The sequence below is a fragment of the Anabaena sp. CCY 9613 genome, assembly GCF_963920895.1.
GTDB lineage: Bacteria > Cyanobacteriota > Cyanobacteriia > Cyanobacteriales > Nostocaceae > Cyanocohniella.
Genome location: NZ_CAWUDE010000010.1, coordinates 178073 through 203299 on the forward strand (window position 1 = coordinate 178073; position 25227 = coordinate 203299).

General features: G+C 40.7%; 20 protein-coding genes. 8 read left to right on the forward strand and 12 right to left on the reverse strand.

What is annotated here, in order from left to right; translation table 11 throughout:
- Positions 1–65 precede the first annotated feature (65 nt).
- Positions 66–170, reverse strand: a complete 105-nt coding sequence (locus ACM0OT_RS13950; RefSeq protein WP_414564932.1) for a hypothetical protein — start codon at positions 168–170, stop codon at positions 66–68.
- Positions 171–193: 23 nt separating this feature from the next.
- Positions 194–1558: an AAA-like domain-containing protein gene (locus ACM0OT_RS13955; RefSeq protein ID WP_414564933.1), complete on the reverse strand. Its 1365-nt coding sequence runs from the start codon at positions 1556–1558 to the stop codon at positions 194–196.
- 537 nt (positions 1559–2095) lie between these two features.
- Here ACM0OT_RS13955 and ACM0OT_RS13960 point away from each other — a divergent pair.
- On the forward strand, positions 2096–3622 hold the full coding sequence (locus tag ACM0OT_RS13960) for a PAS domain-containing protein (RefSeq protein WP_414564934.1): 1527 nt from the start codon (positions 2096–2098) through the stop codon (positions 3620–3622).
- A gap of 71 nt (positions 3623–3693) precedes the next feature.
- Here the strand turns inward: ACM0OT_RS13960 and ACM0OT_RS13965 are convergent, their stop codons facing one another.
- Positions 3694–4191: a molybdenum cofactor biosynthesis protein MoaE gene (locus ACM0OT_RS13965; protein WP_414564964.1), complete on the reverse strand. Its 498-nt coding sequence runs from the start codon at positions 4189–4191 to the stop codon at positions 3694–3696.
- Positions 4192–4575: 384 nt separating this feature from the next.
- Between ACM0OT_RS13965 and ACM0OT_RS13970 the strand changes: the two genes are divergently transcribed.
- Both ACM0OT_RS13970 and ACM0OT_RS13975 read left to right on the forward strand, forming a co-directional pair.
- Positions 4576–7470, forward strand: coding sequence for a PAS domain-containing protein (locus tag ACM0OT_RS13970; RefSeq protein WP_414564935.1), 2895 nt, complete (start codon positions 4576–4578; stop codon positions 7468–7470).
- A complete protein-coding gene (locus ACM0OT_RS13975) occupies positions 7467–9065 on the forward strand; it encodes an ATP-binding protein (protein ID WP_414564936.1) in 1599 nt (532 codons plus the stop codon). Before ACM0OT_RS13970 ends, ACM0OT_RS13975 begins: the two co-directional genes overlap by 4 nt.
- Before the next feature lie 20 nt (positions 9066–9085).
- Here ACM0OT_RS13975 and pyrR read toward each other — a convergent pair whose 3' ends face one another.
- The 3 genes from pyrR to ACM0OT_RS13990 all read right to left on the reverse strand — a co-directional run bounded on the left by pyrR (position 9086) and on the right by ACM0OT_RS13990 (position 11174).
- A complete protein-coding gene (gene pyrR, locus ACM0OT_RS13980) occupies positions 9086–9622 on the reverse strand; it encodes a bifunctional pyr operon transcriptional regulator/uracil phosphoribosyltransferase PyrR (RefSeq protein WP_414564938.1) in 537 nt (178 codons plus the stop codon).
- 138 nt (positions 9623–9760) lie between these two features.
- Positions 9761–10783 carry an adenosylcobinamide-phosphate synthase CbiB gene (gene cbiB / locus ACM0OT_RS13985; RefSeq protein WP_414564965.1) on the reverse strand — a complete coding sequence of 341 codons (1023 nt, stop codon included), beginning with the start codon at positions 10781–10783 and terminating at the stop codon, positions 9761–9763.
- Complete coding sequence (locus tag ACM0OT_RS13990) at positions 10731–11174, reverse strand: Rrf2 family transcriptional regulator (RefSeq protein WP_414542665.1); 444 nt, start codon at positions 11172–11174, stop codon at positions 10731–10733. Before ACM0OT_RS13990 ends, cbiB begins: the two co-directional genes overlap by 53 nt.
- Before the next feature lie 396 nt (positions 11175–11570).
- Between ACM0OT_RS13990 and ACM0OT_RS13995 the strand changes: the two genes are divergently transcribed.
- A complete protein-coding gene (locus ACM0OT_RS13995; protein ID WP_414542666.1) occupies positions 11571–11984 on the forward strand; it encodes an AbrB family transcriptional regulator in 414 nt (137 codons plus the stop codon).
- 38 nt (positions 11985–12022) lie between these two features.
- On the opposite strand, the gene ACM0OT_RS14000 is transcribed toward ACM0OT_RS13995, so the two are convergent.
- Positions 12023–13948 carry a chloride channel protein gene (locus ACM0OT_RS14000; RefSeq protein WP_414564939.1) on the reverse strand — a complete coding sequence of 642 codons (1926 nt, stop codon included), beginning with the start codon at positions 13946–13948 and terminating at the stop codon, positions 12023–12025.
- A 605-nt stretch (positions 13949–14553) separates the two neighbouring features.
- Here ACM0OT_RS14000 and ACM0OT_RS14005 point away from each other — a divergent pair.
- Complete coding sequence (locus ACM0OT_RS14005) at positions 14554–14925, forward strand: hypothetical protein (protein WP_414564940.1); 372 nt, start codon at positions 14554–14556, stop codon at positions 14923–14925.
- Positions 14926–14996: 71 nt separating this feature from the next.
- On the opposite strand, the gene ACM0OT_RS14010 is transcribed toward ACM0OT_RS14005, so the two are convergent.
- A complete protein-coding gene (locus ACM0OT_RS14010; protein ID WP_414564941.1) occupies positions 14997–16616 on the reverse strand; it encodes an ArnT family glycosyltransferase in 1620 nt (539 codons plus the stop codon).
- A 253-nt stretch (positions 16617–16869) separates the two neighbouring features.
- Between ACM0OT_RS14010 and ACM0OT_RS14015 the strand changes: the two genes are divergently transcribed.
- The gene (locus ACM0OT_RS14015) at positions 16870–18459 is read left to right on the forward strand and encodes a hypothetical protein (protein ID WP_414564942.1); all 1590 of its coding nucleotides are present in this window, start codon (positions 16870–16872) and stop codon (positions 18457–18459) included.
- 61 nt (positions 18460–18520) lie between these two features.
- Here the strand turns inward: ACM0OT_RS14015 and ACM0OT_RS14020 are convergent, their stop codons facing one another.
- The 4 genes from ACM0OT_RS14020 to ACM0OT_RS14035 form a co-directional block, all read right to left on the reverse strand.
- The gene (locus ACM0OT_RS14020; protein ID WP_414564943.1) at positions 18521–19813 is read right to left on the reverse strand and encodes a recombinase family protein; all 1293 of its coding nucleotides are present in this window, start codon (positions 19811–19813) and stop codon (positions 18521–18523) included.
- 29 nt (positions 19814–19842) lie between these two features.
- A complete protein-coding gene (locus ACM0OT_RS14025) occupies positions 19843–20202 on the reverse strand; it encodes a VOC family protein (RefSeq protein WP_414564944.1) in 360 nt (119 codons plus the stop codon).
- An 81-nt stretch (positions 20203–20283) separates the two neighbouring features.
- Positions 20284–21822, reverse strand: a complete 1539-nt coding sequence (locus ACM0OT_RS14030) for an AbgT family transporter (protein WP_414564945.1) — start codon at positions 21820–21822, stop codon at positions 20284–20286.
- Between the two features lie 26 nt (positions 21823–21848).
- Positions 21849–23735 (reverse strand): ABC transporter ATP-binding protein, encoded by a 1887-nt coding sequence (locus ACM0OT_RS14035; RefSeq protein ID WP_414564946.1) that lies wholly within the window; start codon positions 23733–23735, stop codon positions 21849–21851.
- A gap of 356 nt (positions 23736–24091) precedes the next feature.
- Between ACM0OT_RS14035 and ACM0OT_RS14040 the strand changes: the two genes are divergently transcribed.
- Together ACM0OT_RS14040 and ACM0OT_RS14045 are read left to right on the forward strand one after the other, a co-directional pair.
- Positions 24092–24805, forward strand: a complete 714-nt coding sequence (locus tag ACM0OT_RS14040; protein ID WP_414564947.1) for a rubrerythrin family protein — start codon at positions 24092–24094, stop codon at positions 24803–24805.
- Positions 24806–24926: 121 nt separating this feature from the next.
- Complete coding sequence (locus ACM0OT_RS14045; protein ID WP_414564948.1) at positions 24927–25193, forward strand: YciI family protein; 267 nt, start codon at positions 24927–24929, stop codon at positions 25191–25193.
- Positions 25194–25227: the final 34 nt, after the last annotated feature.

Here is a 25227-nt window from a genome sequence, read left to right on the forward strand (position 1 = left end):
TGAGGGAGATGGGGAGATGGGGAAGCATTTTTGTTCTTGTCCCCTTCCCAGTCCCAATCCTCACCTCAACCAAAGACGAGGCGATCGCATCCTTTTCTTTTAGCTTGGAATAATGCCTGTTCAGCCGCATTGATTAAAGCCGTCGGCTCAGTGTCTAACTGGGGAATCATACTAGCAACGCCTAAACTGACAGTTAAAACCTCTCAACACGCACAAAAGCCACATCTTCATGACTATTGATTTGTCCGCGAAAATACAAACGATACAACTCACACGCAGGAGTACAGCGATCGCCTGCTAAATTCACTAGACCTAAACTCTGTAATTTGTATGCCACTACTAGCTCTAATTTCACATCATCTGTAGCGGTAATTACTTCATAAAAAGCCGATGCTAATTCTGGTTCCTCTCGTAGTGCTAAAACATACTGTCTTAAATAATCATGATAAATACCTGCTGTTGTTGCTGCTTGTTGTAGTAACTGCTGTAGATTCCGTTCTAACCCTCCTTTTCCCACCAGATGATACAAAGCCAACCTGACGAGATAAGGATGTCCCCCCACCATCGCCATCAAACTCTCAGCATCCTTGCCATCTGACCAATCTAGTCCATGACGTTGTGCTAGTTCTTGCACCTGTTCGGTGGTAAAAGGTGGTAATTTTATGGGTAAGCCAATATTAAATGGCGATTGAGTCAGTTTTAGGGGAACAAAAATTTCTTTGGAGTACACCAACACCAGGCGGAGTTTTTGCCACATCTCCACCATTTTGGCTTGTTCATACCAAGAACGCACCAAGGGCAAAAATTCCCCAGCAATGTCGGGATACTCAAATACCCAATCTACTTCGTTTAATACCAAGACCAAGGGAGTTTTCAGCGCCGACAATAAATATTTTTGAAAATAGATTGAGCAGCTGATTTTGCTACCCATGTCCTCATCCCAATAATCATTAAGTTTTACTTCTAGCTGTAACTCCCGACTGACATTGGCACAAAACCAGCGCAAAAACTTATCTAAACTACTAAAAACTGCTTTATCGGCTTGTTGAAAGTCCAAACTTACAGTCTGAAACCCTTGATTGACAGCCCGCGCCAGCACCCTGAGAATTAAAGAGCTTTTCCCCATTTTTTTAGGAGATCTGATGCAGATAACACTTCCTGGTTCTGTTATTTCTGCGTAAGCTAGTTCTTCCACTGGTGGACGAGGAATGTAAAATCGAGAGTCCAAGGATACCGGGCCATTGGGAAATTCTAAGGCGATGGCGGTAGCTGCTCGGTTAAACTCCTTAATTAACTGCTGATGAACTTTACTCAATCGACGAGGTTCTAAAGTTTGACGGAAGTTAGATTTATGGATGGGTTCTCTCCAAAAATCACTCAGCAATTGCCATAAATGAGCAGCAACTTTCCTGACACGCTCTCCACCGTAATGAGCTTCAAAAGCTATACTGGTATAAGTTTTTCCTTCCCAAGATGAGCGTAGTATCATCTCTTGTAGAGTCGTCAACCCATTCACCTGGCTAGCTTTTAGTAGCAACACGACTTCATCTATAGTCATTCGTCATTGGCCCTGATTTGGTGTGACACTTCCTCAACTGATTTTTCTGCATCAAAGTTTAGGTTCTGAGGATGCAACTTGATGTAGCCTCCTAGATTTTAGTGAAAGCCAATATTTTTCAAAAAAGCTACAAATAGGGCTTGACAAAATTATTTTTATCTGAAACATCTGATATTAAATAATTATAGAGTTTTTTACTTAATAATTTTTGGGCAATTTGGCAATTTTTTTGTGCTTTTTTATACTATTTATTAACATTTTGAGATTGATGAATACCCAAAATGTAGCTAATTCTTTCTCAAGTTCAACGGAGGCGATCGCTTCAGAGGGTACACTTTTCTATTTAACTTTTTCTAGAGTTAATTCAAGATGAGTCATACCTTGCTTATCTATCTTTCAACTTGAATCAAATCAACTGAGTAATAGCTAAATTAAGCGATTGTGACTAAATTAACATCTTTCCTCCCTAAATCCTCAAGTGTTAAAACAACGTAGAGAGAGAGCCTAAAGAATATCTTCCTCATCGTATCAGCAGCTATGCATATTGAAGAACCCGCTATTAACCAGATGGAAGCGCAAAGCTCCCAAACCTTTCCTGCGTCCCCAAATCCAGAATCTTTACAGATTTTCCAGCACTCACAAGCAGCTTTGCAAATGGCATTAGCTACCAGTGGTCTGGGCTGGTGGAATTGGAATCTAGTGACTGAGCAAACTTATTATGATCCTCAGTGGAAAAGCATCTTAGGGTATCAAGTAGATGAAATTACTGGCCACTATAGATCCTTCGAGCAACTTGTACATCCACAAGATTTGCCGAAAGTCCGCCAAGTATTGAAAAACTATCTTGCAGGTCACACGCCTATATTTGAAGTCGAAATGAGAATGTTGACTAAATCCGGCGAATGGAAGTGGATTCTCAGTTGTGGCAGAGTATTTCAGTGGGATGAATGGGGTAAAGCAGTCTGGATGACAGGAACACACAGGGATATAACTTTAGAGAAATTATCCCAACAAGTTTGGCAACAACAAAAAAAACAACTATTAGAACAAGTTGACAACGAAATGAGCCATCGCCAGCTTGTAGAAGCACAGGTACAAGAAAAATCACAGCAACTAGAAATTACCCAAGCAGAACTTAAATATACTAAAAGGCAACTATTACAGAACGAAAAAATGGCTAATTTGGGAAAACTAGTCATAGATACGGCTAACGAAATTCACAATCCCGTTAATTTTATTTATTGTCATCTCCATCCAACTGGTCAATATACTGAAGACTTAATTAAACTAATTGAACTTTACCAATATTACTATCCCACACCAACCTTAGAAATTACTTCGTATCTGCAACAGTTAGACTTAAATTTTATTAAGACAGATTTACTCAGATTAATATGGTCAATGCAATCGGGATCTGAACGTATTCAAGAGATTGTGTCTGCCTTGCGAAAATTTTCTGGTTTTGATGCAGACAAACTGCAAAAATCTAATTTACATGAAGGAATTGATAGTGTTATTAGAATTTTGCAGCATCGCTTAAAACCAACACAAGATAGTCCGGGGATTGAAGTAATTAAAGAATTTGGAAAATTGCCTTTAGTCGAATGTTATCCTGGCGAACTCAATCAGGTATTTATGAATATTTTGACTAATGCCATCGATGCTTTAGAAGAGAGAATGAAACAGGATTATTCTTTCATACCCAGAATTTGGATTCGCACAGAAATGGTTAGCAGTCATTTATCATTAGTAACTAATAATGACTCTAGTGCAGGTGATAAAGCAAAAAAGCAAAAAATTCGGATTCACATTTGTGACAATGGTAAAGGCATTCTACCGCATATTAAAAGACATATCTTTGAACCGTTTTTTACAACTAAACCTGTCGACAAAGGCAAAGGTTTAGGACTATCAATTAGTCAACAAATTATTGTAGAAAAATATCAGGGTAAACTGAAATGTAACTCTCAATTAGGGCAAGGTACAGAGTTTATCATTGAAATGATTGATTGTGGTCTTGATCATTGTCACCATGTCACAAAATTGAATGGCAGTTTAAAGTGACTCAAGGGTGCGATCGCCATTCTGCATGTTCTCTAGACAAAACACGGGCATATGCAATCGCTTCGGGAATTTTAACAATTTTGTCCTGACTGTTCACAAGCACCAATACTTACCCAACTGCTAGATAGTTGACCATCTGGCTCGCCATACCACTCTTTTTTCCAAATAGGGGCATTATGTTTGAGAGTATCAATAGCATAGCGACAAGCGGCAAATGCTTCACTACGATGGGGGCAACCAACCGCTACTAGTACGCTGATTTCTCCAACCGACAAACGCCCAATCCGATGATAAATCACCACCCGATTGACATCAGGCCACAAGGAACGAATATCAGCTGCTATTTGATAAAAAACTTGCAATGCCATCGGTTCATAGGCTTGATATTCTAAAGCAACCACCGGTTCTCCATCAGTTTGATTGCGAACCATCCCACTCATCACTACCACAGCACCGTTGGCTGGGTCGTTAGCTTTAGCGTAAACATCCTCAAGAGACAATGGCGCAAAGGTAATAGCAAAGCTATCTTCGGCTTTTGATTTAATTGCAGAAATAAATGTATTTGTCATCATCAAGTTCGTATTAATCCGCTTTGTGCTTATGATGGCGCTGAAACCTTAGCACATTACTTCCAGCTTCAAGATAAAATTAGTGTAGTAATTATCGTAAACAACTCGCCGCTAAATCGGAGTACCGATTATAGCGGGAGCTTTATCCCAGATTTCACCTATCGGAAAGAGGGACAATTGTCCTTCTAGTTGACAAGCAATCCCCGGAATTTCGGGCGAGTTTACAAAAGTCACCCCAAGAGCAGCAGCTTATGTATCCCCATACCACATAGTACAAGCATTATGATCAGTCGTGAAGTACTCCGGCTTGCTTCGCTGAAAGTGGGGACTTCCGTGATTCCGTTAAATACAATTCTTCATCAATAATCAAACTATTTTGTACTAATGACCAAGAAAGATTCTGTCTTGATTTTGGTTGTAGATGATGATTCTTTTACACGCACACATCTGTGCAATTTGCTCAAACAAGCTGGATATCAGATAGCAGAAGCAAGTAATGGTTTAGAGGCTCTTGCTAGCTATACTCGCCTCCGCCCAGATATCATATTGCTCGATGCCATCATGCCAGAAATGGATGGGTTTACCTGCTGCGCTCAATTGCAAACTCTTCCTGATGCTGAAGATACAATTGTATTAATGGTTACGGCTCTTGATGATCAAGTGTCTGTAGAGCAAGCTTTTGCTGTAGGTGCTACAGATTTTGTTACCAAGCCAATTCAATGGCCGGTCTTGTCTCAGCGTTTACACCGACTTCTAAAAGCTAATCGTGCCATCCGAGAATTACGCCAGCAAACTGAGGCCGCACAATGGCGAGAGGCCCAACTGAGGATGGCTTTGGAGGCCGTTCGTATGGGTATTTGGCACTGGAACCTTTTGAGCAACCAAATTACTTGGTCAGATACCCTGCACGCTCTTTATGGATGGGAAAAAGACACTTTTGATGGCAGTTATGAGACTTTTTTTGATTGCGTTCACCCTCAAGATCAGAATTTCGTCAAGTCCATAGAGCAGCAGGCGATCGCAAACGGGGTAGACTATGAAATCGAATTTCGCGTCGTTTGGCCTGATGGCAGTATCCACTGGTTAGCTAGCAAAGGTAAGGTCTTTCATGACCCCTCTGGGGTAGCTATACGCATGTCTGGTGTAGAAATAGATATCACTAAACGCAAGCAAGCAGAGTCAGCACTAGAAATTCGTGCTAGTCAACAAGCTGTGGTTGCTGAACTCAGCCAAAAGGCCCTAGCTGGTCTAGATTTAACTACACTGATGAACTTATGCGTGACGCTTGTTGCTCAATGTCTCAAGGTGGAATATTGTAAAATTTTGGAACTGTTACCCGACAGTGAAGCCTTACTACTGCGAGCGGGAATCGGTTGGCAGCCTGGGCTAGTGGGGCAAGCAAGTGTCAGTACCGACCTCGATTCCCAAGCTGGCTATACTTTACTTGCCCAAGAACCAGTCACTGTTAGTAATCTACACCAAGAAACACGATTTAGCGGCCCAACACTGTTACATGACCATCAAGTGGTAGGTGGTATGAGTGTAGTCATACATGGCAGAGAATGCCCTTTTGGTGTCTTGGGGGCACATACAACTCAAGAGCGTACCTTTACCAAAGATAATATTTATTTTCTTCAAGCTGTTGCTGATGTCTTAGCTATAGCCATTGAGCGTCAAAGAATCGAAGATGCCCTCAAAGCCAGTGAAGAACGTTGGCAATTAGCTATACAGGGTAACAATGATGGCATTTGGGATTGGAATCTGAAAACTAATGAAGTATTTTTTTCCCGGCGGTGGAAGGAAATACTTGGTTATGAAGACCATGAAATTGCCCATAATTTAGATGAATGGATGACCAGGATACATCCACATCATCTTTATGCGGTTAGACACGCTATTGCTCAACATAATACTCAGGAAACACCATTTTATACTAGTGAGCATTTAGTCCGTTGCAAAAATGGTTCTTACAAGTGGATTTTAGATCGCGGTCAGGCGGTGAGGGATGAAAATGGTCAAGTCATCCGGATGATTGGTGGCATGATGGATATTAACGAACGCCGAGCCGCACTGTGCGAACTCAAAAAAGTACAAGCAGAACTACAACGCCAAAACTTGCGATCGCAATTGTTTGCTGATATTACTCTCAAAATTCGCCAATCATTACAAATCGATACAATTTTGCAAACCAGTGTGACAGAGGTACAAAAACTTCTTCATGCAGACCGGGTGTTAATTTTGCGGTTGCGCGCCGATGGTTCTTATATTGTGCTGCAAGAATCGGTAGTTCCTGGATTACCTATGGTTCTAGGTCAGCAGATTAATGACGCTTCTTTAGCAGAAAGTTACATTGAGCAATACCGTCAGGGACGAATTAGTGCCATCACTGACATCGAGCAAGCTCAACTCCAACCTAGCTATGTCAAATGGTTACAACAATTTAATGTCAAAGCCAATTTGATTGTCCCTGTTTTTAGGGAACATCAGCTGTGGGGTTTACTTATTGCTCATCAGTGTACACATCCCCGTCAGTGGACGAAGTGGGAAATTGAACTGTTGCGACAACTGGCGGATCAAATAGGTATTGCCTTAGATCAAAGTTTAATCCTGGACAAAGAAACTCGTCAACGCCAAGAACTCGCCCGTTCTAATCAAGAATTACAACAGTTTGCTTTTATTGCCTCCCATGATTTACAAGAGCCACTACGTAAAATTATTACATTTGGCGATCGCCTCAAAAATACTCTGGAAAACGACTTAAGTGAACCAGGACGCGATTATTTAGCACGAATGCAAAATGCAGCCTTGAGGATGCAAACTTTAATTAAGGATTTATTGATACTTTCACGAATTACCACTCAGGCACAACCTTTTGTCTGGGTAAATTTAGCACAAATAGCACAAGAGGTATTGTCAGATTTAGAAGTGAGTATCCAGCAAACTGGTGGAAGTATTGAAGTTGGTGATTTACCCACAATTAAAGCTGATCCCCTACAAATGCGCCAATTGCTGCAAAATTTAATTGGCAATGCTTTAAAGTTTCACCGCCTGCAAACACCACCTGTTGTCAAAGTTTATAGCCAAATTTTCTCCGATCAATCTGAGAAAGTTTGCCTTTGTGCAGAAACTTGCCAAATTATTGTCGAAGATAATGGGATTGGTTTTGCTCAAAAGTATGTTGACCGTATTTTCAATGTTTTTCAACAGCTAACGGCTGTTCATCCCCAATTATTTTACTCACTGGTCAAGGAGACTGGGAAATCGACCTTGAGGCTATGAAAGCCGGTGCAGCAGATTATCTAGAAAAAAGTCAGTTAACTGCACCCTTGTTAGAGCGTTCTATCCGTTACGCTATGGAACGCAAACAAACAGAACAAAAAATCCGCCAACAAGCTGCTTTACTTGATATTGCTACCGATGCTATTTTTGTTCACGATTTAGATGACCCAGTTTTATTTTGGAACAAAGCAGCCGAAAAATTATACGGTTGGCAAAAAGCAGAAGCCATTGGTAAAAAAACACAAGAGCTTTGGCAGGAAAAAAATGAATCTCTGTTACAAACAGCACTCAAACATCTCATCCAACATGGTTCTTGGGAGGGAGAGTTACATCAAAGAACCAAATTAGGTCAAGACATTATTGTCCAAAGTCGTTGGACATTAGTTAAGGACTTCGGTAATAGACCCCAATCTATTCTGGTTGTGAACACTGATATTACCCAAAAAAAGCAACTAGAAGCCCAGTTTCTTAGGGCCCAAAGATTGGAAAGTATTGGCACTCTAGCCAGTGGTATTGCCCACGACCTCAACAATGTTCTGGCTCCTATTATGATGACAGCACAACTGCTGGAGTTACATATACATGATGAGCGTTCTCGACGGTTGTTGCCTATTTTGCTCGCCAATGCTAAACGTGGTGCCGATTTAGTTAACCAAGTCTTATCATTTACTCGTGGTCTTGAGGGAGAGCGTACCCTCTTACAACTAAAGCACCTAATTATAGAAATTCAGCAAATTATTAAAGAAACATTTCCCAAATTTATAGAAGTTACTAGCCAAATTCCCCCAAACCTGTGGAATGTAACTGGCGATGCCACACAATTACACCAAGTACTGATGAATCTGTGTGTCAATGCTCGTGATGCTATGCCTAATAGTGGAAGATTAAAAATATTGGCGGAAAATCTGGTAATTGACGAAAATTACACCAAAATGCATCTTGATGCTCAAGTAGGTTCCTATGTAGTGATTACCGTTAGTGATACGGGAATTGGCATTCCATCAGAAATATTAGATCGGATATTTGAACCATTTTTTACCACCAAAGAAGTTGGTAAAGGTACTGGGCTTGGTCTTTCTACAGTATTAGGCATTGTTAAAAGCCACGGTGGTTTTATTAATGTATACAGCGAACCTAGAAGAGGCACTCAATTTAAGGTTTATTTACCAGCACAACAGACAACAGAAACCATAGAAGAAGCAGAACAGAGTTTCCCCCAAGGTAACAGAGAATTAATTTTGGTTGTAGATGATGAAGTTGCCATTCGGGATATTACCAAAACTTCTTTAGAAAGCCATAATTACCAAGCAATCACAGCCAGTGACGGCATTGAAGCCATAGCCTTATATGCGGAACATCGAGATGAAATATCTCTGGTTTTAACAGATATGGCTATGCCTGCGATGGATGGTATGACAACCATTAGGACATTGCAAAAAATTAACCCGAAAGTCAAAATCATCGCCATCAGTGGACTAGCTACAACTGATAAGGTAGATGCAGCTTATGATATCGGGATCAAAGCATTTTTAGCTAAACCCTATACAGCTAATCAGTTATTGCAAACTATTAGTGTTGTTAAAAATGGGGAGTAGTACCGCCGTGAAGTCAAAAATCAATCACTCATTAACTCTACGGCGTCTCTATTATCCCAATCTTGTAAGTAAACTTTCACCACCTCTTCTTTAGCTGTTGGTAGTTGCTTGCCAATAAAATCTGGGTGAATGGGTAATTCTCGATGGCCCCTGTCTACTAAAACAGCCAAACGAATTACTTCTGGTCTACCATACTCGGTGACAGCATTCAACGCCGCCCGAATTGTCCGACCTTTGAAAATTACATCATCAACCAATACTACTGTTTTCCCTGTCAGATCAAAAGGAATAGTGCTTTTCGCGGGAGTTCGTAACCCAATTTTGTCAAGATCATCCCGATAGAATGTAATATCTAACGCTCCCACCGCTACATTTACACCTTCGAGTGTTTCAATCTGACGTGCCAGCAATTCAGCTAATAAGGCTCCTCTAGTATAAATGCCGATAAGTACCAGTTGGGATAAATCACGTGTCCTTTCCACAATCTGAGAAGCCAGACGGGTTAAGGTACGACGCAGGTCTTCTGATGAGAGAATTTCAACTACTTTGGCAGACATAGTTTTAGATGGGAGGATTAGGGGATGGGGAAAGGGGAAAGGGGGTAAATGGGGGGATATTAATGAGGAAGTATTTTCGTTCCTCTCTCCTTCTCCTCCTGTCCCCCTACCTTTTCTATGACTTAATGCCTTATTTTATTATCTGTTCAAAATTAAGAGTATAGCGATCGCTATCCCTAACCACAATAAAAAACAATATCGAGTTAATAGCAAGGCAGTTTGAATACAATTCGGGGTGATGGCATAAATTGCATCTCCTAACAGTGGTTTTTGTTTAGCTACCCCGCGATACCAATTTGTACCACCCATTTGCACACCTAAAATAGCAGCATAAGCACACTCACTCCAGCCAGAGTTAGGACTAGGGTCGGTAACTGCATCTCGGCGGCAAATTTGCCAAATATGCAACGGTTTACCCGATAATAATGCCAAAGTTATCACTGTTAAGCGGCAAGGTAGCCAGGTTAAGCAATCTTCTAATTTGGCACTGAACCACCCTAAATAAGTATAAGGTGCTTCCCGATAACCCACCATCGAATCAAGAGTACTACTAGCTTTGTATGCTAAAGCTAAAGGAATTGCACCTACACCTGGCAAACAAGCACCAACAATTGCGTAAAAAAGTGGAGCCATGACTCCATCAGTAGCATTTTCTGTGACAGTTTCTAACACGGCGCGCAAAATTTCTGCTTCTGAGAGGTTTTGTGTATCTCGACCCACATAATTACTTAAAATATGCCGAGCTTCTGCTAAATTTCCGGCGGCTATTGGTTGTAAAACTGCTTCAGCAGCTGTTCGCAGACTTCTAAAAGCAAAACAACTAGCTAGAAGAATGCTTTCTAAGACAATTGCCAATAGCGGATGTAGCCATTTAGCCGCTTGAATTATTAACCAACCTATATAGCCACTACCAATGATTAAGATTATGCCTAATATAATTCCAGCTATTCGTTGCGTTACCGGGTGGTGACAGATTTGGAGAAAAAATTTAGTCAGGTGAGAAATTACCCCACCCATCGCTTGCACTGGATGAGGCCAACCCCAAGGATCACCAATTAAATAATCTAAAAGTGACGCCACAAGAAAAACTACAAATGATGACCAATGACTAAACAACAAAACTAGCTTCTTCTCCCAGGGATGCTTGCCAACTCCGAGCATCATAATAGAGGTCTGCCAAAGTAATACTGTACAAAGCCTCTTTGAGCTTTTGGTTAAGTCTCTGCCAAAGAGTAAATGTTACCCAATCTTCAGTTTGTGCTGGCGTTGGCGTGTGATCAGGTAACCGAGTAATAGTTTCACCAACGGCCTCTAAAATTTGTCCGATGGAAATTTGTACAGGTTTTCGTGCTAGTTGATATCCGCCAATGCTGCCGCGAATTGATTTTACTAACCCAGCACGACGCATTTCTATGAGCAATTTTTCTAAGTAAGGAGCAGGGATATCTTGGCGCAGTGCGATCGCTCTCACAGATGCAGGCCCATAACTTGGCTGTAAGCTCAAATCTAGTAATGCCTTCACACTGTAATGTCCTTTGGTAGTTAGTTTCATGCGGACAAGCTTTATTTATTTAGCAGTTGTCATTTGTTTTTTATTGACCACTAACCATTGAATAATCACTAATGATTAATGACTAAAGGGTCAGTTTTGCTTATTCATCCTATACTGCAATTATCAAAGTGACCAAGTAAACGAGTTTTGAGCGTAACTTTAGGAAACTTAAACAAATATAGTCTAGCAGTGATTCACAAAATATATATAGTTATCAGCATTTTACAAAATAGATTGTCTTGGTAAGATTGATAATTGTGCAACAATTCTGCATATCAGTGTAATATACTTGGCAAGGCTGAGATAAAAACTAAAGGACTCTGTTCCTACTAGCTCAACGTCAGCTAAAATAAAATCGATTCAACTACTTCAACCATTCATTTTCAACCTAAGTTGATGCCTAAACAGAAAAAAATAGAACCCCTACTCGGGGAAGAACTGCTCAAAAAAGTCAAAGAGCTAGAGAACCTTAGCAAAGAAGAAAAAGCCAAGGAGTGCGGCTACTATACCATTACCAAAAATGGCATAGAGCGTGTCAATATGATGAAATTCTTAAACGCCCTAATTGATGCTGAAGGCATTCAGTTAGACAGCACCCCCAGTGCCAATGGACGTGGTGGACGCAGTGCTAGCTATAGAATTAGTGTGCAATCAAACGGAAATTTATTGATAGGTTCAGCTTATACAAAACAGATGAATCTCAAACCCGGTGATGAGTTTATCATCACTTTAGGGAAAAAGCACATTCGTCTACGGCAGTTAGATGCAGACGAGAAAGAAGAACTGGACGCTATAGAAGCCACGGCTTAAATAAGTTTTCAAGAGTCAAGAGTCAAGACTCAAGAATCTTATTGAGTCTTGACTCTTGACTCTTGATCATTAACTGTGTTCGTTGTGCTTTTCTCAGACAAATAGTTCTGAAGTGCCATCCGCGTTACTGCCAAGCTGCATGTTAACGCGATTTGCTCGCGTTCTAGTAATCCCAAAATCTGCTCCTGGTTGTCTCGCGCTACTACAGGTAACTGATGTAACCCTCGCAAAGCCATGCGATCTAAAGCTTCAGACAAAAGTTCATCATGCCAAGCAAATAAAATTTCAGTCGTACAAATATCTAAAAGAGTTTTACTAGATAAATTACTCGTAATTTCAATTGAAGAATATGAAAAATTTTGCCAAGGAGAAAGAACCCTGTTAATATCTTCTAGAGACAGGATACCAGCTAATTGTCCTGCTTGATTAATTACTAAAGCACTACGACAGCGATCGCGTGTCATTTCCATAGCTGCCTCTATAACTCCTAAGGTTGCAGGCAACTTTTTGGGGAAGTTTAGCATAGCATCTTCTACTAAAATTTGCTGGACAATTTCCGCCTGTTCGTCTTTTAACTCAGAAAGACCAATTTGTTGCAGATTCAAATTAGAATTGAAATTTGGCTTAATCCGTTCTATTAACCACACACTTAAACCAACTGCTGCCATTAAAGGTAAAACAATGCGGTAGTCACGGGTTAATTCAAATAGCATCAAAATAGCCGTTAAAGGCGCTCTCACACTCGCGGCTAGAACTGCTGCCATTCCCACCATTGCATAGGCTGGGGGTGCCGCCATCACTTCACCAACTGCGGGAAACAACAGAGTTATAATTTTGGCATAAGCAGATCCTAGTGAAGCACCCAGAAACATAGCTGGTGCAAATATACCACCCACAAAACCACTACCAGCACTGATGGCAGTCATTAGCAACTTCACCACCAACAAGACAACTAATAAATGCAGAGAAAACTCCACATCTTGCAGCATTGCTTCTACTGTTTCATAACCAATACCGAGTATTTGCGGAAATTGCCAAGCTACTATGCCGAGAATAATGCCGCCTATCAAGGGATGAATGGATTGAGGAATTCGTCCTAAAAACTTTAATCCGGGAATAAAACCGGCAAAGCCAGCTTTTGCCAAACGAATTGCTTCTGTATAAGCTAGAGAAACTAAACTTGCCCCCAAACCCAAACCAAGATAAAGCGGTAATTCCAGAAGACTGCGGACTTGGTAAACAGGTAAAGCAAAAGCCGGTTGGGCCCCCAAACCAACTTGAGCAATTAATGCTGCCACGACTGCGGCTAACAACACCACACTCACCGCCGAAGTGGCAAAGGATGTTGTCCCCATCACCACTTCCAAAGCAAAAAATACACCAGCAATGGGCGCATTAAATCCGGCGGCTAATCCCGCCGCCGCACCCGCACCTAAAAGTAACCGCTGCCGCTCTTGAGATACTTTGAGAATCACAGACAATAGCATCCCAAAATTGGCACCAATTTCTACACTAGGCCCCTCAGGGCCTAAAGCGGCACCACTCCCTAAAGAAACAGATGCTGCTAACATTTTCGTTACAGGCCGTAATTGTTGCTTGATTTCTACTCCCTGGGAGGCAGCAATTAAAGACGACAGTCCAGGGCCAAAGTCTTGAGCATACCAGCGCATCAATCCCACAATTAACCCCCCCAATGCAGGCACACAGGCTAAAGTCCAGGCACCCCAGACACCAATTGCACCCATAAAATTTTCCAGCATCAGGTGATGAATCAACTCAATTAGATAGTGAAACGTGACTACACCCATACCAGTGCCACCACCAATTAGCAGGGCTAAAAATAATACAACAGTTTCTGGGGATAGTTGAAAACCGTTAATCAGATGTGTTAAACGAGTAGAAGGTGTAGGAAATATAGATTGTTCCGTTACCTTCCTCAGTTCGCTGGGAGGCAAGAGAGTCATTGAAGGGTGGGGTAAATGTAAGCAGAAATTTAAATTTTTAACTGTTATTTATCATTGTGAGTCATTATTTATCAACCAGACAAGTAAGTTTAAATTGGTCGATTTACTTTTAACTTGCTTGCTCGTCAAAAACCTGGTGTCTGGCAATGACTTCAACCTGAAGACCTTGATTTTTCACTCATTAACCCGGTGTTCAGGTTTCGTGAACAATGATGCTAGATGTCAATTTACAAAATTTTGTTTAAAAAACATTCTGTTACTCAAAATTTCTATCAAGGGAGTGGTTAAATGAGAGAGAATTAATAGTCAATGGTCAGCAACACGCTGATGAGGTGAAAGTGAGTGCCAACTTATTATCTGTAGATAAAATATATTATCTGTGAACGTAGTTAATGTACTATAGCCAATCAGTAAAAAGCAGCCATCTTCACCCAAATCTAGTTATACTCGTGTTACCACCATTGAGCCATCCTTGGTAGAAACATAACTATAAGAGTGATGAATGACTAATATCATCTCACCCTATCAGGTCTACTAAGCATTTCTCAAAAATTGAATATAGCTATTGTTATAGAGCGAATAAATGGACTAGGCGGACGAGGTAGATGAATATACACACCTTTGATAATCATTATGTTACTTGCCCAATTTGCCAAAGAAATACTAGGACAAAACCAGTCAAGTCATACATTGGCTTGTTTAACTGCCCGTATTGCCAGCAAAAATTAGTAGTCTGTCCCAGTGGCCATTATGTTCGCGATCCTTTTACTCTCAAACAAATAATGATTTGCTCGACATTACGTCGTCAAAGTAGTCCTCTAGCTAGAATTATACGAGATTTTATCCTCCTCAAGCGTCCTGTTCTCAGCATAGCTGTGGGGATTGCCATTTTTTTAAGTTTGTTGACTATGACTCAGCAAAACACTCAATACAATCAGCAACCCCCTAGTACGGAGGAAATTAAAGATAGAGTCTAGGGACTGGGGGAGCAGGGTAATGGGGACAAGAACGAAGATACTTCCCCATATACCCCACATCCCTCATACCCTCACAACCGACCAGTTTCTTTTGTCACCAGTATCCAATCTTCTGCTTGGTTAATCAATGTCATGGATTCGAGTTGGAGTTCTTCGATATCTGACGCTTGGAGCAGGAAATAGGGTTGGGGGATGTAATGCCAATAATATTGCAACTCACCTACAGAAGCGGGAATAATGGTGCGATCGCTATAAAAATCTAATGAGGAGCGATGGTAGGGAAAAGATGTATAAATCTTTGCCTCTACTGGATCTGCCTGCTCAATCATGGCAGCAACTGGTTTAACTGGATAGGCTTGCCATAATTCCCACACCCAGTAGTTAGATTTCATCAATAGCAGCAGCGATACATAACTTCCCCAAAACAAAATCTTCAGAAATTGCCCGTCACCTTTTTCTGCCAAGATAGCTGCTAAGGTCATCGTCAATGCTACAGCTGCAAAAATTAGCTGTAAATCAGTTTTTGGTACTGTACCACCACTAAAATAAATACTCCCGGCAGAAGCTACTACGGCTAGTATTGACAAGCCAGCCACCCACGTACGGGGATAGGTGGTGATGATAGGCAAATGTTCTGTTTCTGCTAACTGGGCACCAAAAGCTAAGGCTAAACTAGGATATATCGGGAATATATACCAAGGAAGTTTGGCATCTATGCCGGAAATTAACAGTAAATAAACACCACTCCATACCAGTAGCATTTTCGCCCAGCTGAGGTTGCGATTTTCCCATATTAAACATATTGTCTGGGGCAAAAAAAGTAACCAAGGCCATGTCCATTTGCAAATTTCCCAGACATAAAACCAGGGTGGGGCGCTATTTTTTTCCAAGACTGTGGCAACTTGGTTTAATGGTGGATTAATAATACCTGCTGGGAAAAAAGTGTACCCATATTTCAGCAGTTGAGCGCCATACCAACCAACTACAGGTATAATGCCAATGAAGATGGCTATCCATAAATAGTAATTGGTAAGCAATCTGGGTGTATCCCAAAACAAAAAGATGACTGCAACTACACCTAGTAATATGCCTAACAGACCCTGAGTTAGACAAATCAACCCAAAACCAATACCAACACCTAGGCAATAACGTAAATCGCGGCGCGATCGCAACACGCACAACATCATCACTATGAAAAAGCTTACCACTGCCCCATCTAAAATAGCCAATCTGCCGTAACGCACCACAGGCAGCATTGTCAAGTAAATTAAGGCGCTATAAATAGCTATCCAACGTTGACGAAATAGCTCTCGACCAAGACAATATAGTAATGGTACTGATATTGCTGTCAAAATTGAGCCTGGTAGGCGTGTTGTCCATTCATTAACGCCTCCTAAAAAATAAGCCCCAGCAATTAACAAATGCATGAGAGGCGGTTTTTGATGATATGGTTCTCCACCTAATGTCGGGTACAGCCATCCCAGGGAATCTGGTGGGGAATTCAAAATTTCCCTGGCTATTTGGGCCACAGTACCTTCATCGCCATCTTGCAACGGTAATCCGCCCAGATTGATGCTAAACAATAATACTGCTGCCAGAAGCAGAACTATCACCCATACCCAATCAATCCATTTGTTAACCGCGCGATGCTGTTTTTCTAGATGACCCCAAATAAAGCTTCCTTCTTGCATATCCTATGATAATCATTTTACTTGCTGGTTTGATTACATAGAGACCAAAGTGAATCTCTAGTGCTGCCACCCAGAACAACATGTGTTCTGACGATTGCTAAGTTTCCAGGTTAGCTTAATTTTCTCTGGTCAGCGATAATTTTTTGAGAAATTCTCCGGGATTTTGTCAATTTATTTAACAATCATTTTTGGATATAAATGATACAACTAATACCATCCAGAGCGTGCAGATTACTGATTGAGGACTTTGACAATGAGTTTACCTTTTATCTTAGATGTAGCAATTGGGTTAATTTTTATTTACTTAATTTTAAGCTTGTTAGCCTCGGAAATACAGGAATTAATTACTACAGTTTTACAATGGCGTGCTGTTCATTTAAAAAAATCAATTGAAATTCTCATCGCAGGTGATGCAGTTAAATCCGAAGATGATAGTGTCATCAACTTTGTCAACGACTTATACGAACATCCATTAATTAAAAGCGTTAATCAAGAAGCTAAAGGATTTTTAACAAATTTACCTCGCAAGTTTATTTGGTTCTTGTCATCTCTTCCCATAAAATTTTCCTTATCTGGAGAAAAAAGAAGAAAAAGTATTTTTGGCTATACACATGATCAAGATGTCAAAGATGATAGAAAACATAGCGCTCCCTCTTATATTCCTGCGGAAACTTTTGCTACCACACTAATGGAAACATTAGGAATACCAAAACTTGTGCAGACTCTAACTGAATCAAGACTGATAAATTTTAAAGATGAACAGTTACAAGCAATCCAAAATATCTTGTTAAAATTTAATCAACAGGTAAATACTGTAGATAATCATATTAGTAGATTTTCTGTTTATATCTATGAAGACTTTACAGAGATCGTGGAAAAAAGCTTTAGCATAATTATTGATGATTTCCAAAAAGGCAAGGCTGATTTAACTACTAGTATGAATCGCATGGGACAAAGCTTAGATAGATATATAGAAGTGTTTCGATCAGATATGCCAGAAGATATTTATGCTAGCAAAGCCTTGCAAAAAATTATATTTTTTAGACAAGATATTTTTGACAACATTGAACAAACTATTTCGCTTAAAGGGTTAAGACCTAATATTAATGAAATAGTGGAATTAATTAATATAGGTAGTGATGTTCATCGAGGTTTTATCAATGAATTTCAAAACCCAGAAAGTGAAGCTTATAAAACCTTTGTTTCTTTGAGTGCCAGAATTGACGAATTAAGCAAAAAACTACCACCAACGGTAGTTAGCAACATGGCTGCATTAGCCAAGCGGGCCCAAATTAAGGCTAAAAATACCCAAGAAGGCGTTTATATATTACAACAAGAAATAGAACATACATTTGATAAATCAATGGATAGAGCAGCTGGTGTATATAAACGTAACGCCAAAGGAGTGGCAATTTTAATTGGTATGGTTATTGCCATAATTGCCAATGCTGATGCATTTCATATTGCTAGCCGATTATCCAAAGATTCTTCCATACGTATAGCCATTGTCAATAATGCAGGACAATTAGTCCAAAATAATACCACTGGTAGTCAACCAGGAGATTTAGATGCTCTTAAAAAGCAAACTGAACAAATTTTAAACGAAATTGCCTTACCCATTGGTTGGAGTACGATTAATTTACAACAGCAAATTAATTGGAATCTTAATCCCAAGTATCCATTCTCCATTTGGAAAGTTTTAACGATGATTTGCGGCTGGTTTGTGAGTGGTATTGCTATTGCGATGGGTGCGCCTTTTTGGTTCGATTTATTAGGTAAAGTTGTGAATGTGCGGAATACAGGTAAACCACCTGCATCTTCTAGTAAAAATGAGAAAGAATAGAGACTAGAGGCTAGTAAATTCAGCGTGTGTAATCACGCAGTGCAATAGATTGACAACAATTTTAAAAAATAAAAATCACTTGTAAGTCCCAGCCTTGATCTTGGCGAATAATTTTAATTTGCCGAATAAATTCTCGAAAATAAAACCTGCGTTCTGCTTCTGACAAATCTAACCAAAATTGCGGAATTGAAACAGCTTGAGCCACAGAACTTAAGTTAACTGGAGGAAGAGTAGCTAGCCTAGACTGGAGTGCAGAAATTTCTGTACGCAGTTTGTAAGCTCTCAACTTTGCTGTTTCCTCATCCAAAACTTCAGTTTCGACTAAAGTGGGTAACTGCTGAAGTATTGCTTGTTGACGCGCGATCGCTTCCCCTAAACTACTTTTAATTGCATCCAACTGCGGAAAATTCATTCCTGCTACTGCTAAGGGTAAGTCACGACAAACAATTTCAATGGTATGTGCTAATACCTCATAATAGGGAATTGCTCGACATTTGGGGCTTTTAGTGCAGCTGATAGGACGTAAATATAAATACTCTTTATCTTGGTGGCGTTGGGTGACACGGGTAACTGTTGTATGCGATTGACACTCTCCACAGACAACTAACCCTGCTAAAGAACGCGGCGCACTAGCAGTCCGAGACGGTAAACGACTATTACGGCGTAAAATTCGATCAATTTGGGCGGCTTCTTCTCGAGAAATTATAGGCGTATGAGTATCAGAAATAATTTCGTCATTTTGATAAGCCGTGTCACCGCGATAAACCGGATTAGTCAACCAGCGCCGCCCTGTAGTCACAGAAATCTTCTTACCATATTTTTTTGCTAGGTAACGAACTGCTCCCCGCAAGGAACCATAAAGTAAAAAGTACTCAAAAAAATCTTTAACTACTGGAGAAGTACTCCGATCAACAATGTATTTTTCTTTACTACGTCGATAACCATAGGGAGCTTTACCTGGAGGTGGTGCAGTTTCCAGACGACTACGAGCATGTCCTTGACGAATCCGCCGACTACGTTGTTGATGCTGGATTTCCCGTAGCAACTTTAACAAATCAGCCTGGACATGAGAATTTTCGGAAGTATAGGGTTGTTCAGTAGCAATTACTTTCATCCCCATGACTTCCAATTCATGTAAGCGATCGCTCACTTCCTCTAGAGTATTCCCCAATTCTTCTAAGCGGCGGATCAGGAGATAATTTGCTGGTTCAGTTTGACAATCTGTGAATAATTGTTTTAGTTGCGATCGCTTACCCAAATCATGATAAAAGCGATCTACCTCCCATCCCCAATCATCAGGATCAAGGGAAGATTCTAGTAAGGGATCAGTATAAGTATAGGCAATAACTTTCATAACTCAAAATTCAATCATTCTTCACCCCATTACCCCTGACTTAATTCAATAACATTCCCATCTGGATCTTGAGTGAAAAGAGCAGCACGACCAGAAGCACTAGTTTGTACGGGATAATCTTGCTGAAGCAGCTCTTGTTTAGCAATTTCCAAATCAACCACAGCAAAAGCAACGTGGGGGTTACGTCCCCATTTTTCGTTAGGGTTTTCGGTAGGAACAGTATTTGCAACTATCAGGTGAATTTGATAGTTCCCGACTTGATACCATGCACCGGGGTATTTTAGAGAACGGTCTATTTTGGGTAACCCCAACACTTTGCCATAAAAATATTCTGATTTTTCCAAGTCAGTTACGAGAATCGCTGTATGGAGAGTCTGAGTAATGTGCATTGTCTTTAAAATGTTATCTGACACTAGGAGTGGATTGAAAGATGGTACAAAAATACTCTATTTACGATATTCCCCAATCCCCTAATTAATCTTCATCAACGCACCAGGGCCAAGAGGTAAACCCAAGATAAACCAAATAATCAACAAGATAGACCAACCTAATAAGAAGGCGATCGCATAAGGTAACATCATGGCAATTAATGTGCCAATGCCTAAATTTTTATCGTATTTTTGCCCAAATGCTACCACTACTGGGAAATAAGGCATTAATGGCGTAATAATATTTGTTGTCGAATCACCAATACGGTATGCTGCTTGGGTCAACTCCGGCGAGTAACCCATTAACATAAACATCGGTACAAACACAGGAGCCATAATCGCCCATTTTGCTGATGCTGAACCCACAAATAAATTGAGCAGCATACTGACTAAGATGAATAATATTAGTAATGGTACGCCTGTAATTCCTGTAGATTGTAGAAATTCAGCTCCATTGATTGCCGTAATTGCTCCTAAATTACTCCAACTAAAATAAGCAATAAATTGGGCAGCAACAAACGCTAAAACAATGTAATAGCCCATGATACTCATGGAGTTACTCAAGGCTTTGGCAACATCTTTATCATGATGAATTGTGCCTGCGGCTTTGCCATAAAAAATACCTGGTATCAGAAAAGCCAAGGCAATAATAAACACGATGCTATCTAAAAAAGGTGAAGGGATAATTGTAAAGGTTTCCGGGTTACGTAAAATGCCTTGGGGCGGTAACACCATTACTAGCAAACAGGCTGTAAATGCTAACAAAGAATACCCTGCCCAGCGTAAACCTTTGTGTTCTGCTACGCTGAGTTGTGCCATTGGAAAATCTACTTCACCCTGATAATTACCTAATCTTGGCTCAACAATTTTTTCGGTAATAATCCAGCCAATTATAGTAATTAAAAAGGTAGAAACTGCCATAAAATAATAATTAGCAGTAGCATTTACCTGATAATTAGGATTAATTAACTCAACTGCACTTTGGGTGAGTCCAGCAAGTAGAGGGTCAAGGGAACTAATTACTAAATTGGCACTAAAACCACCGGATACACCAGCAAAAGCCGCAGCTAAACCCGCCAAAGGATGTCGTCGAAAAGCTAAAAAGATAATTGCGCCTAGAGGTACAAGCACCACATAGCCAGCATCAGCAGCAATGTTTGCCATGATACCAGCAAATACCACCACAGGACAGATAAATTTACTGGGGGCAATTAAAACGATTTTACGGAGTAAAGCCGAAAGTAAACCTGTGGCTTCAGCAACTCCGACACCCAACATGGCAACTAATACAGTACCTAGTGGGGGAAAATCAGTAAAATTTTTCACTGCTGAAGTAAAAATGCGGCGGATACCATCAGGTGTCAGCAGAGATACCGCCGCGATGGTTTCACTGGTTCCAGGGTGGATGACAGAGAGATTGAAAGCAGCTGCGATCGCACTTACTATAATTACTAGCAAAGATAATAAAAAAAATAGTGTCAGGGGGTCGGGTAATTTATTCCCTGCATATTCAATCAAGGCTAGAGTGTTTTTCAGCCAAGCCAATTTTTTGCTTTTTTCAGGTTCTTGAGGAGAATTCATGCCCAATTTACCAAGGACTGATTTTATTATGATGTCCGTAATTGACGACTACGCACACGTTCCGCGCTACCTGTAGGAATCGAAGCAATTAATTTTTGTGTATATGCTTCCTTGGGTTCGAGGTAAATACTTTCGGCTGTACCTTGTTCGACAATTTGACCGCGATTCATCACTAAAATGCGATCGCTCATAAATTTCACTACACTTAAATCATGGGAAATAAAAATATAAGTCAGCTGAAATTCATCCTGTAACTCTTTGAGCAAATTCAATACCTGGGCTTGTACCGACACATCCAAGGCCGAAACCGATTCGTCACAGATGATAAACTTAGGATTTAAAGCCAAAGAACGAGCAATACAAACCCGTTGGCGTTGACCTCCAGAAAACTGATGTGGGTAGCGGTTCATTGCATCGGCGCTTAAACCCACTCTTTCTAATAGTTCGGCTACCCGTTCTTTTCGTTGTCGCTTTGTTTTACCCACAGAGTGAATTAGCAACGGTTCCATTACCGCTTCCCCAATTTTCATGCGAGGATCTAAGGAACTAAAGGGATTTTGGAAGACAATTTGCATTTCTCTCCGGAGTTTCTGCAACGCTTCACCTTTGAGGGTAGTTATGTCTCGTCCCTCAAAAATTATTTGACCACTCATTGGTTCAATTAAGCGCAGCAAACTTCTACCAAGGGTAGTTTTACCACAACCGGATTCACCGACCAAACCCAATGTTTCCCCTGGTTTAACATCAAAAGAAACGCTGTTAACTGCCATGTGGTAGCGTTTTGTGCCCCCAAACACACCCCGTATGGGAAATCCTACTTGGAGATCACAAACTTGTAATAAAGGTAACTTATCTTTTAAACTCGCCCATCTTTGAGAGAGTTCCTCGGTGCTAACTTCTGGTGGACGAGGGGGTTCTTTGGCCTGAATGACTAGATTTCCTGTGGGTGTTTCCTCCACATTCATGTAGTCAGAAACTGTGAGGAGTTTTTGGGGACGACGGTTGAGTGTGGGACGGCAAGCTACCAAGCCCTTAGTATAGGGATGCTGGGGATTACTAAAAATTTGTTCTGCTGCACCTTGTTCGACAACTTTACCTTTGTACATCACCGCTACTTGGTCAGCAATTTCCGAAATTAGTCCCAAGTCGTGGGTGATAAATATCATTGCCATATCCCGACTTTGCTGCAATTCTCCCAATAACTCCAGAATTGTGGCTTGTACCGTCACATCTAAAGCGGTAGTTGGTTCATCAGCAATCAACAGTAATGGGTTGCAAGAAATGGCCATTGCAATCATCACCCGTTGTAACTGACCTCCAGATAGTTGGTGTGGATAACGTTCTAAAACAGCTTCTTTGTGCTGCTTAACTAACCTTGCTAACCTTGAGTCATCTAATGCCGATGAATTGGGGTTATTTTGATGCCAGGTTTCAATACACTGCTTTTGGATCACATCATCACTAGGAAGCAGTTTAACCTCTTGCAAACCTGCGATCGCAATTCTTTTGGCTTCAGCAACAGACACATTTTGATGTCGCAGAATCGCTTCAGTTAACTGAAAACCAATAGTGTACACCGGATTGAGCGAACTCATGGGTTCTTGAAAAATCATGGCAATATCGCCACCCCGGTGTAGCTGCATTTCTTCAGGAGACAATTGCACTAAATCAACTGGTTGAGCATTGGCTTGGGGACGAAACCAGACTTCACCACCGCTAATTCTACCGGGACTTTGCAACAATCCCATCACAGCCAGTGATGTTACCGATTTACCACTACCCGATTCTCCTACTATTCCTAGGGTTTCACCTCGATTAATCTGAAAGGATATATCATCCACAGCTTTGACAATACTGCCATCACCGGAAAATTCAACTTGTAGATTACGCACCTCTAGGACAGTTTCTTTCATAGGATTTAAGTAAAATTATTTGGATTTTAGCAACAGTTTTGATGCTATATCACTAGTATTGAGATGTTGTACCCAAGTTTACTGATTTTTGCTCTGCTCTTGGGGATTTTTACAAAAAGTATATCTTACACCCCAGAGAACTAAGGATATATGGATCAGAAATTAAGACTAAAATTTTCCTCTGCCAAATTTATCAGTTTTATAATTTTTCTAGGGCAACGAATAAAGTGGGACATTAAATATAAGTCGATGAGCATTGACTAAAACGTTTTAAAAGTATACTAATCAAGCTCATTTACCCGATTTTAGAAGCTGTCGTTGCCCAAAAAACATCTTTTCACAGGCAGCCAAAAGATATGGATATGTCAAATGTTACTACTTTGCAAAATTTAGAAGCTGCCTTTGGCGGTGAATCGATGGCCAACCGCAAGTATCTATTTTTTGCTGAAGTCGCGCGCAAACTTGGATATAAAGACTTGGCAAAACTTTTTCAAGAAACCGCACAACAGGAAACAGAACACGCCTTTGCACATTTTGTTTTGTTGCATCCAGAACTTGTGGTAAAAGATGCCAATGCTTTAACGGCAGCACAAAAGCAAGAAATTATGTCACGCTGTTTATCTTTAGCCATTGAAGGCGAGACTTACGAATATACTACAATGTATCCTGATTTTGCCGCCTCAGCCCAACGCGATCACAATGATGCCGCTGTAGCAGAATTTCTCAAGCAAGCCAAAGAATCTACTGATCACGCCGACACATTTCGCGCAGCTGCCCATAATTTTGGTTTACTCAAGTTTGTGGAACATTACCATGCTGACCGCTACGCTGAAGCTTTGGAAGTCCTAAACGGAGGACAACCCGTAACTAAGGTTGTAGATACAGATCCCAAAACTCAAAAATGGATTTGCCGACAATGCAGCATGATTTACGACCCCGTAACTGGTGATCCTGATTCGGGAATTGCTCCTGGTACAGCTTTTGCAGACATTCCCGATGATTGGCAATGTCCCATCTGCGGTGCTAGTAAAAAGACTTTTAAACCACTGGAGGAGAAAGTTGCCACCTAAGATGTAGGAGAAGGGGAGCAGGGGGAAGACAACAAATATTATTTGCGTAAATTGGATAATTTATTCATTGGCAGTCCCTAGTTTAGGTGATGATACAGAAAAATCGAGAGGTAGCAACTAAATGCCTTGGTTCGTCAAAATTGAAGCAGGTAAAGTCGATAAACCTATTTTTGACCAATACGTACCCGCCCATAAAGCCTACGTTGAGGATTTGATTGCCAAAGGATACAAAGCCCGAACAGGCTATTGGGCAGAAGACAAAGGAGGAATGTTGCTGTTTGAGGCGGCTTCGAGGGATGAGGCAGAAGCAATTGTGGCTCTTGATCCATTGGTGCAAAACGGCTGTGTGAGTTATCAGCTTTACGAATGGAAAATTGTTGTCGAGTAACACACACTTACGGACTTTTAGTGTTATGCTGATA

Bases quoted from the DNA above. Each gene is read 5' to 3' on its own strand.
- ACM0OT_RS13950 (WP_414564932.1), bottom strand. From the start codon at position 170: ATGATTCCCCAGTTAGACACTGAGCCGACGGCTTTAATCAATGCGGCT.
- ACM0OT_RS13955 (WP_414564933.1), bottom strand. From the start codon at position 1,558: ATGACTATAGATGAAGTCGTGTTGCTACTAAAAGCTAGCCAGGTGAAT.
- ACM0OT_RS13960 (WP_414564934.1), top strand. From the start codon at position 2,096: ATGCATATTGAAGAACCCGCTATTAACCAGATGGAAGCGCAAAGCTCC.
- ACM0OT_RS13965 (WP_414564964.1), bottom strand. From the start codon at position 4,191: ATGACAAATACATTTATTTCTGCAATTAAATCAAAAGCCGAAGATAGC.
- ACM0OT_RS13970 (WP_414564935.1), top strand. From the start codon at position 4,576: ATGACCAAGAAAGATTCTGTCTTGATTTTGGTTGTAGATGATGATTCT.
- ACM0OT_RS13975 (WP_414564936.1), top strand. From the start codon at position 7,467: ATGAAAGCCGGTGCAGCAGATTATCTAGAAAAAAGTCAGTTAACTGCA.
- pyrR (WP_414564938.1), bottom strand. From the start codon at position 9,622: ATGTCTGCCAAAGTAGTTGAAATTCTCTCATCAGAAGACCTGCGTCGT.
- cbiB (WP_414564965.1), bottom strand. From the start codon at position 10,783: ATGCTCGGAGTTGGCAAGCATCCCTGGGAGAAGAAGCTAGTTTTGTTG.
- ACM0OT_RS13990 (WP_414542665.1), bottom strand. From the start codon at position 11,174: ATGAAACTAACTACCAAAGGACATTACAGTGTGAAGGCATTACTAGAT.
- ACM0OT_RS13995 (WP_414542666.1), top strand. From the start codon at position 11,571: ATGCCTAAACAGAAAAAAATAGAACCCCTACTCGGGGAAGAACTGCTC.
- ACM0OT_RS14000 (WP_414564939.1), bottom strand. From the start codon at position 13,948: ATGACTCTCTTGCCTCCCAGCGAACTGAGGAAGGTAACGGAACAATCT.
- ACM0OT_RS14005 (WP_414564940.1), top strand. From the start codon at position 14,554: ATGAATATACACACCTTTGATAATCATTATGTTACTTGCCCAATTTGC.
- ACM0OT_RS14010 (WP_414564941.1), bottom strand. From the start codon at position 16,616: ATGCAAGAAGGAAGCTTTATTTGGGGTCATCTAGAAAAACAGCATCGC.
- ACM0OT_RS14015 (WP_414564942.1), top strand. From the start codon at position 16,870: ATGAGTTTACCTTTTATCTTAGATGTAGCAATTGGGTTAATTTTTATT.
- ACM0OT_RS14020 (WP_414564943.1), bottom strand. From the start codon at position 19,813: ATGAAAGTTATTGCCTATACTTATACTGATCCCTTACTAGAATCTTCC.
- ACM0OT_RS14025 (WP_414564944.1), bottom strand. From the start codon at position 20,202: ATGCACATTACTCAGACTCTCCATACAGCGATTCTCGTAACTGACTTG.
- ACM0OT_RS14030 (WP_414564945.1), bottom strand. From the start codon at position 21,822: ATGAATTCTCCTCAAGAACCTGAAAAAAGCAAAAAATTGGCTTGGCTG.
- ACM0OT_RS14035 (WP_414564946.1), bottom strand. From the start codon at position 23,735: ATGAAAGAAACTGTCCTAGAGGTGCGTAATCTACAAGTTGAATTTTCC.
- ACM0OT_RS14040 (WP_414564947.1), top strand. From the start codon at position 24,092: ATGGATATGTCAAATGTTACTACTTTGCAAAATTTAGAAGCTGCCTTT.
- ACM0OT_RS14045 (WP_414564948.1), top strand. From the start codon at position 24,927: ATGCCTTGGTTCGTCAAAATTGAAGCAGGTAAAGTCGATAAACCTATT.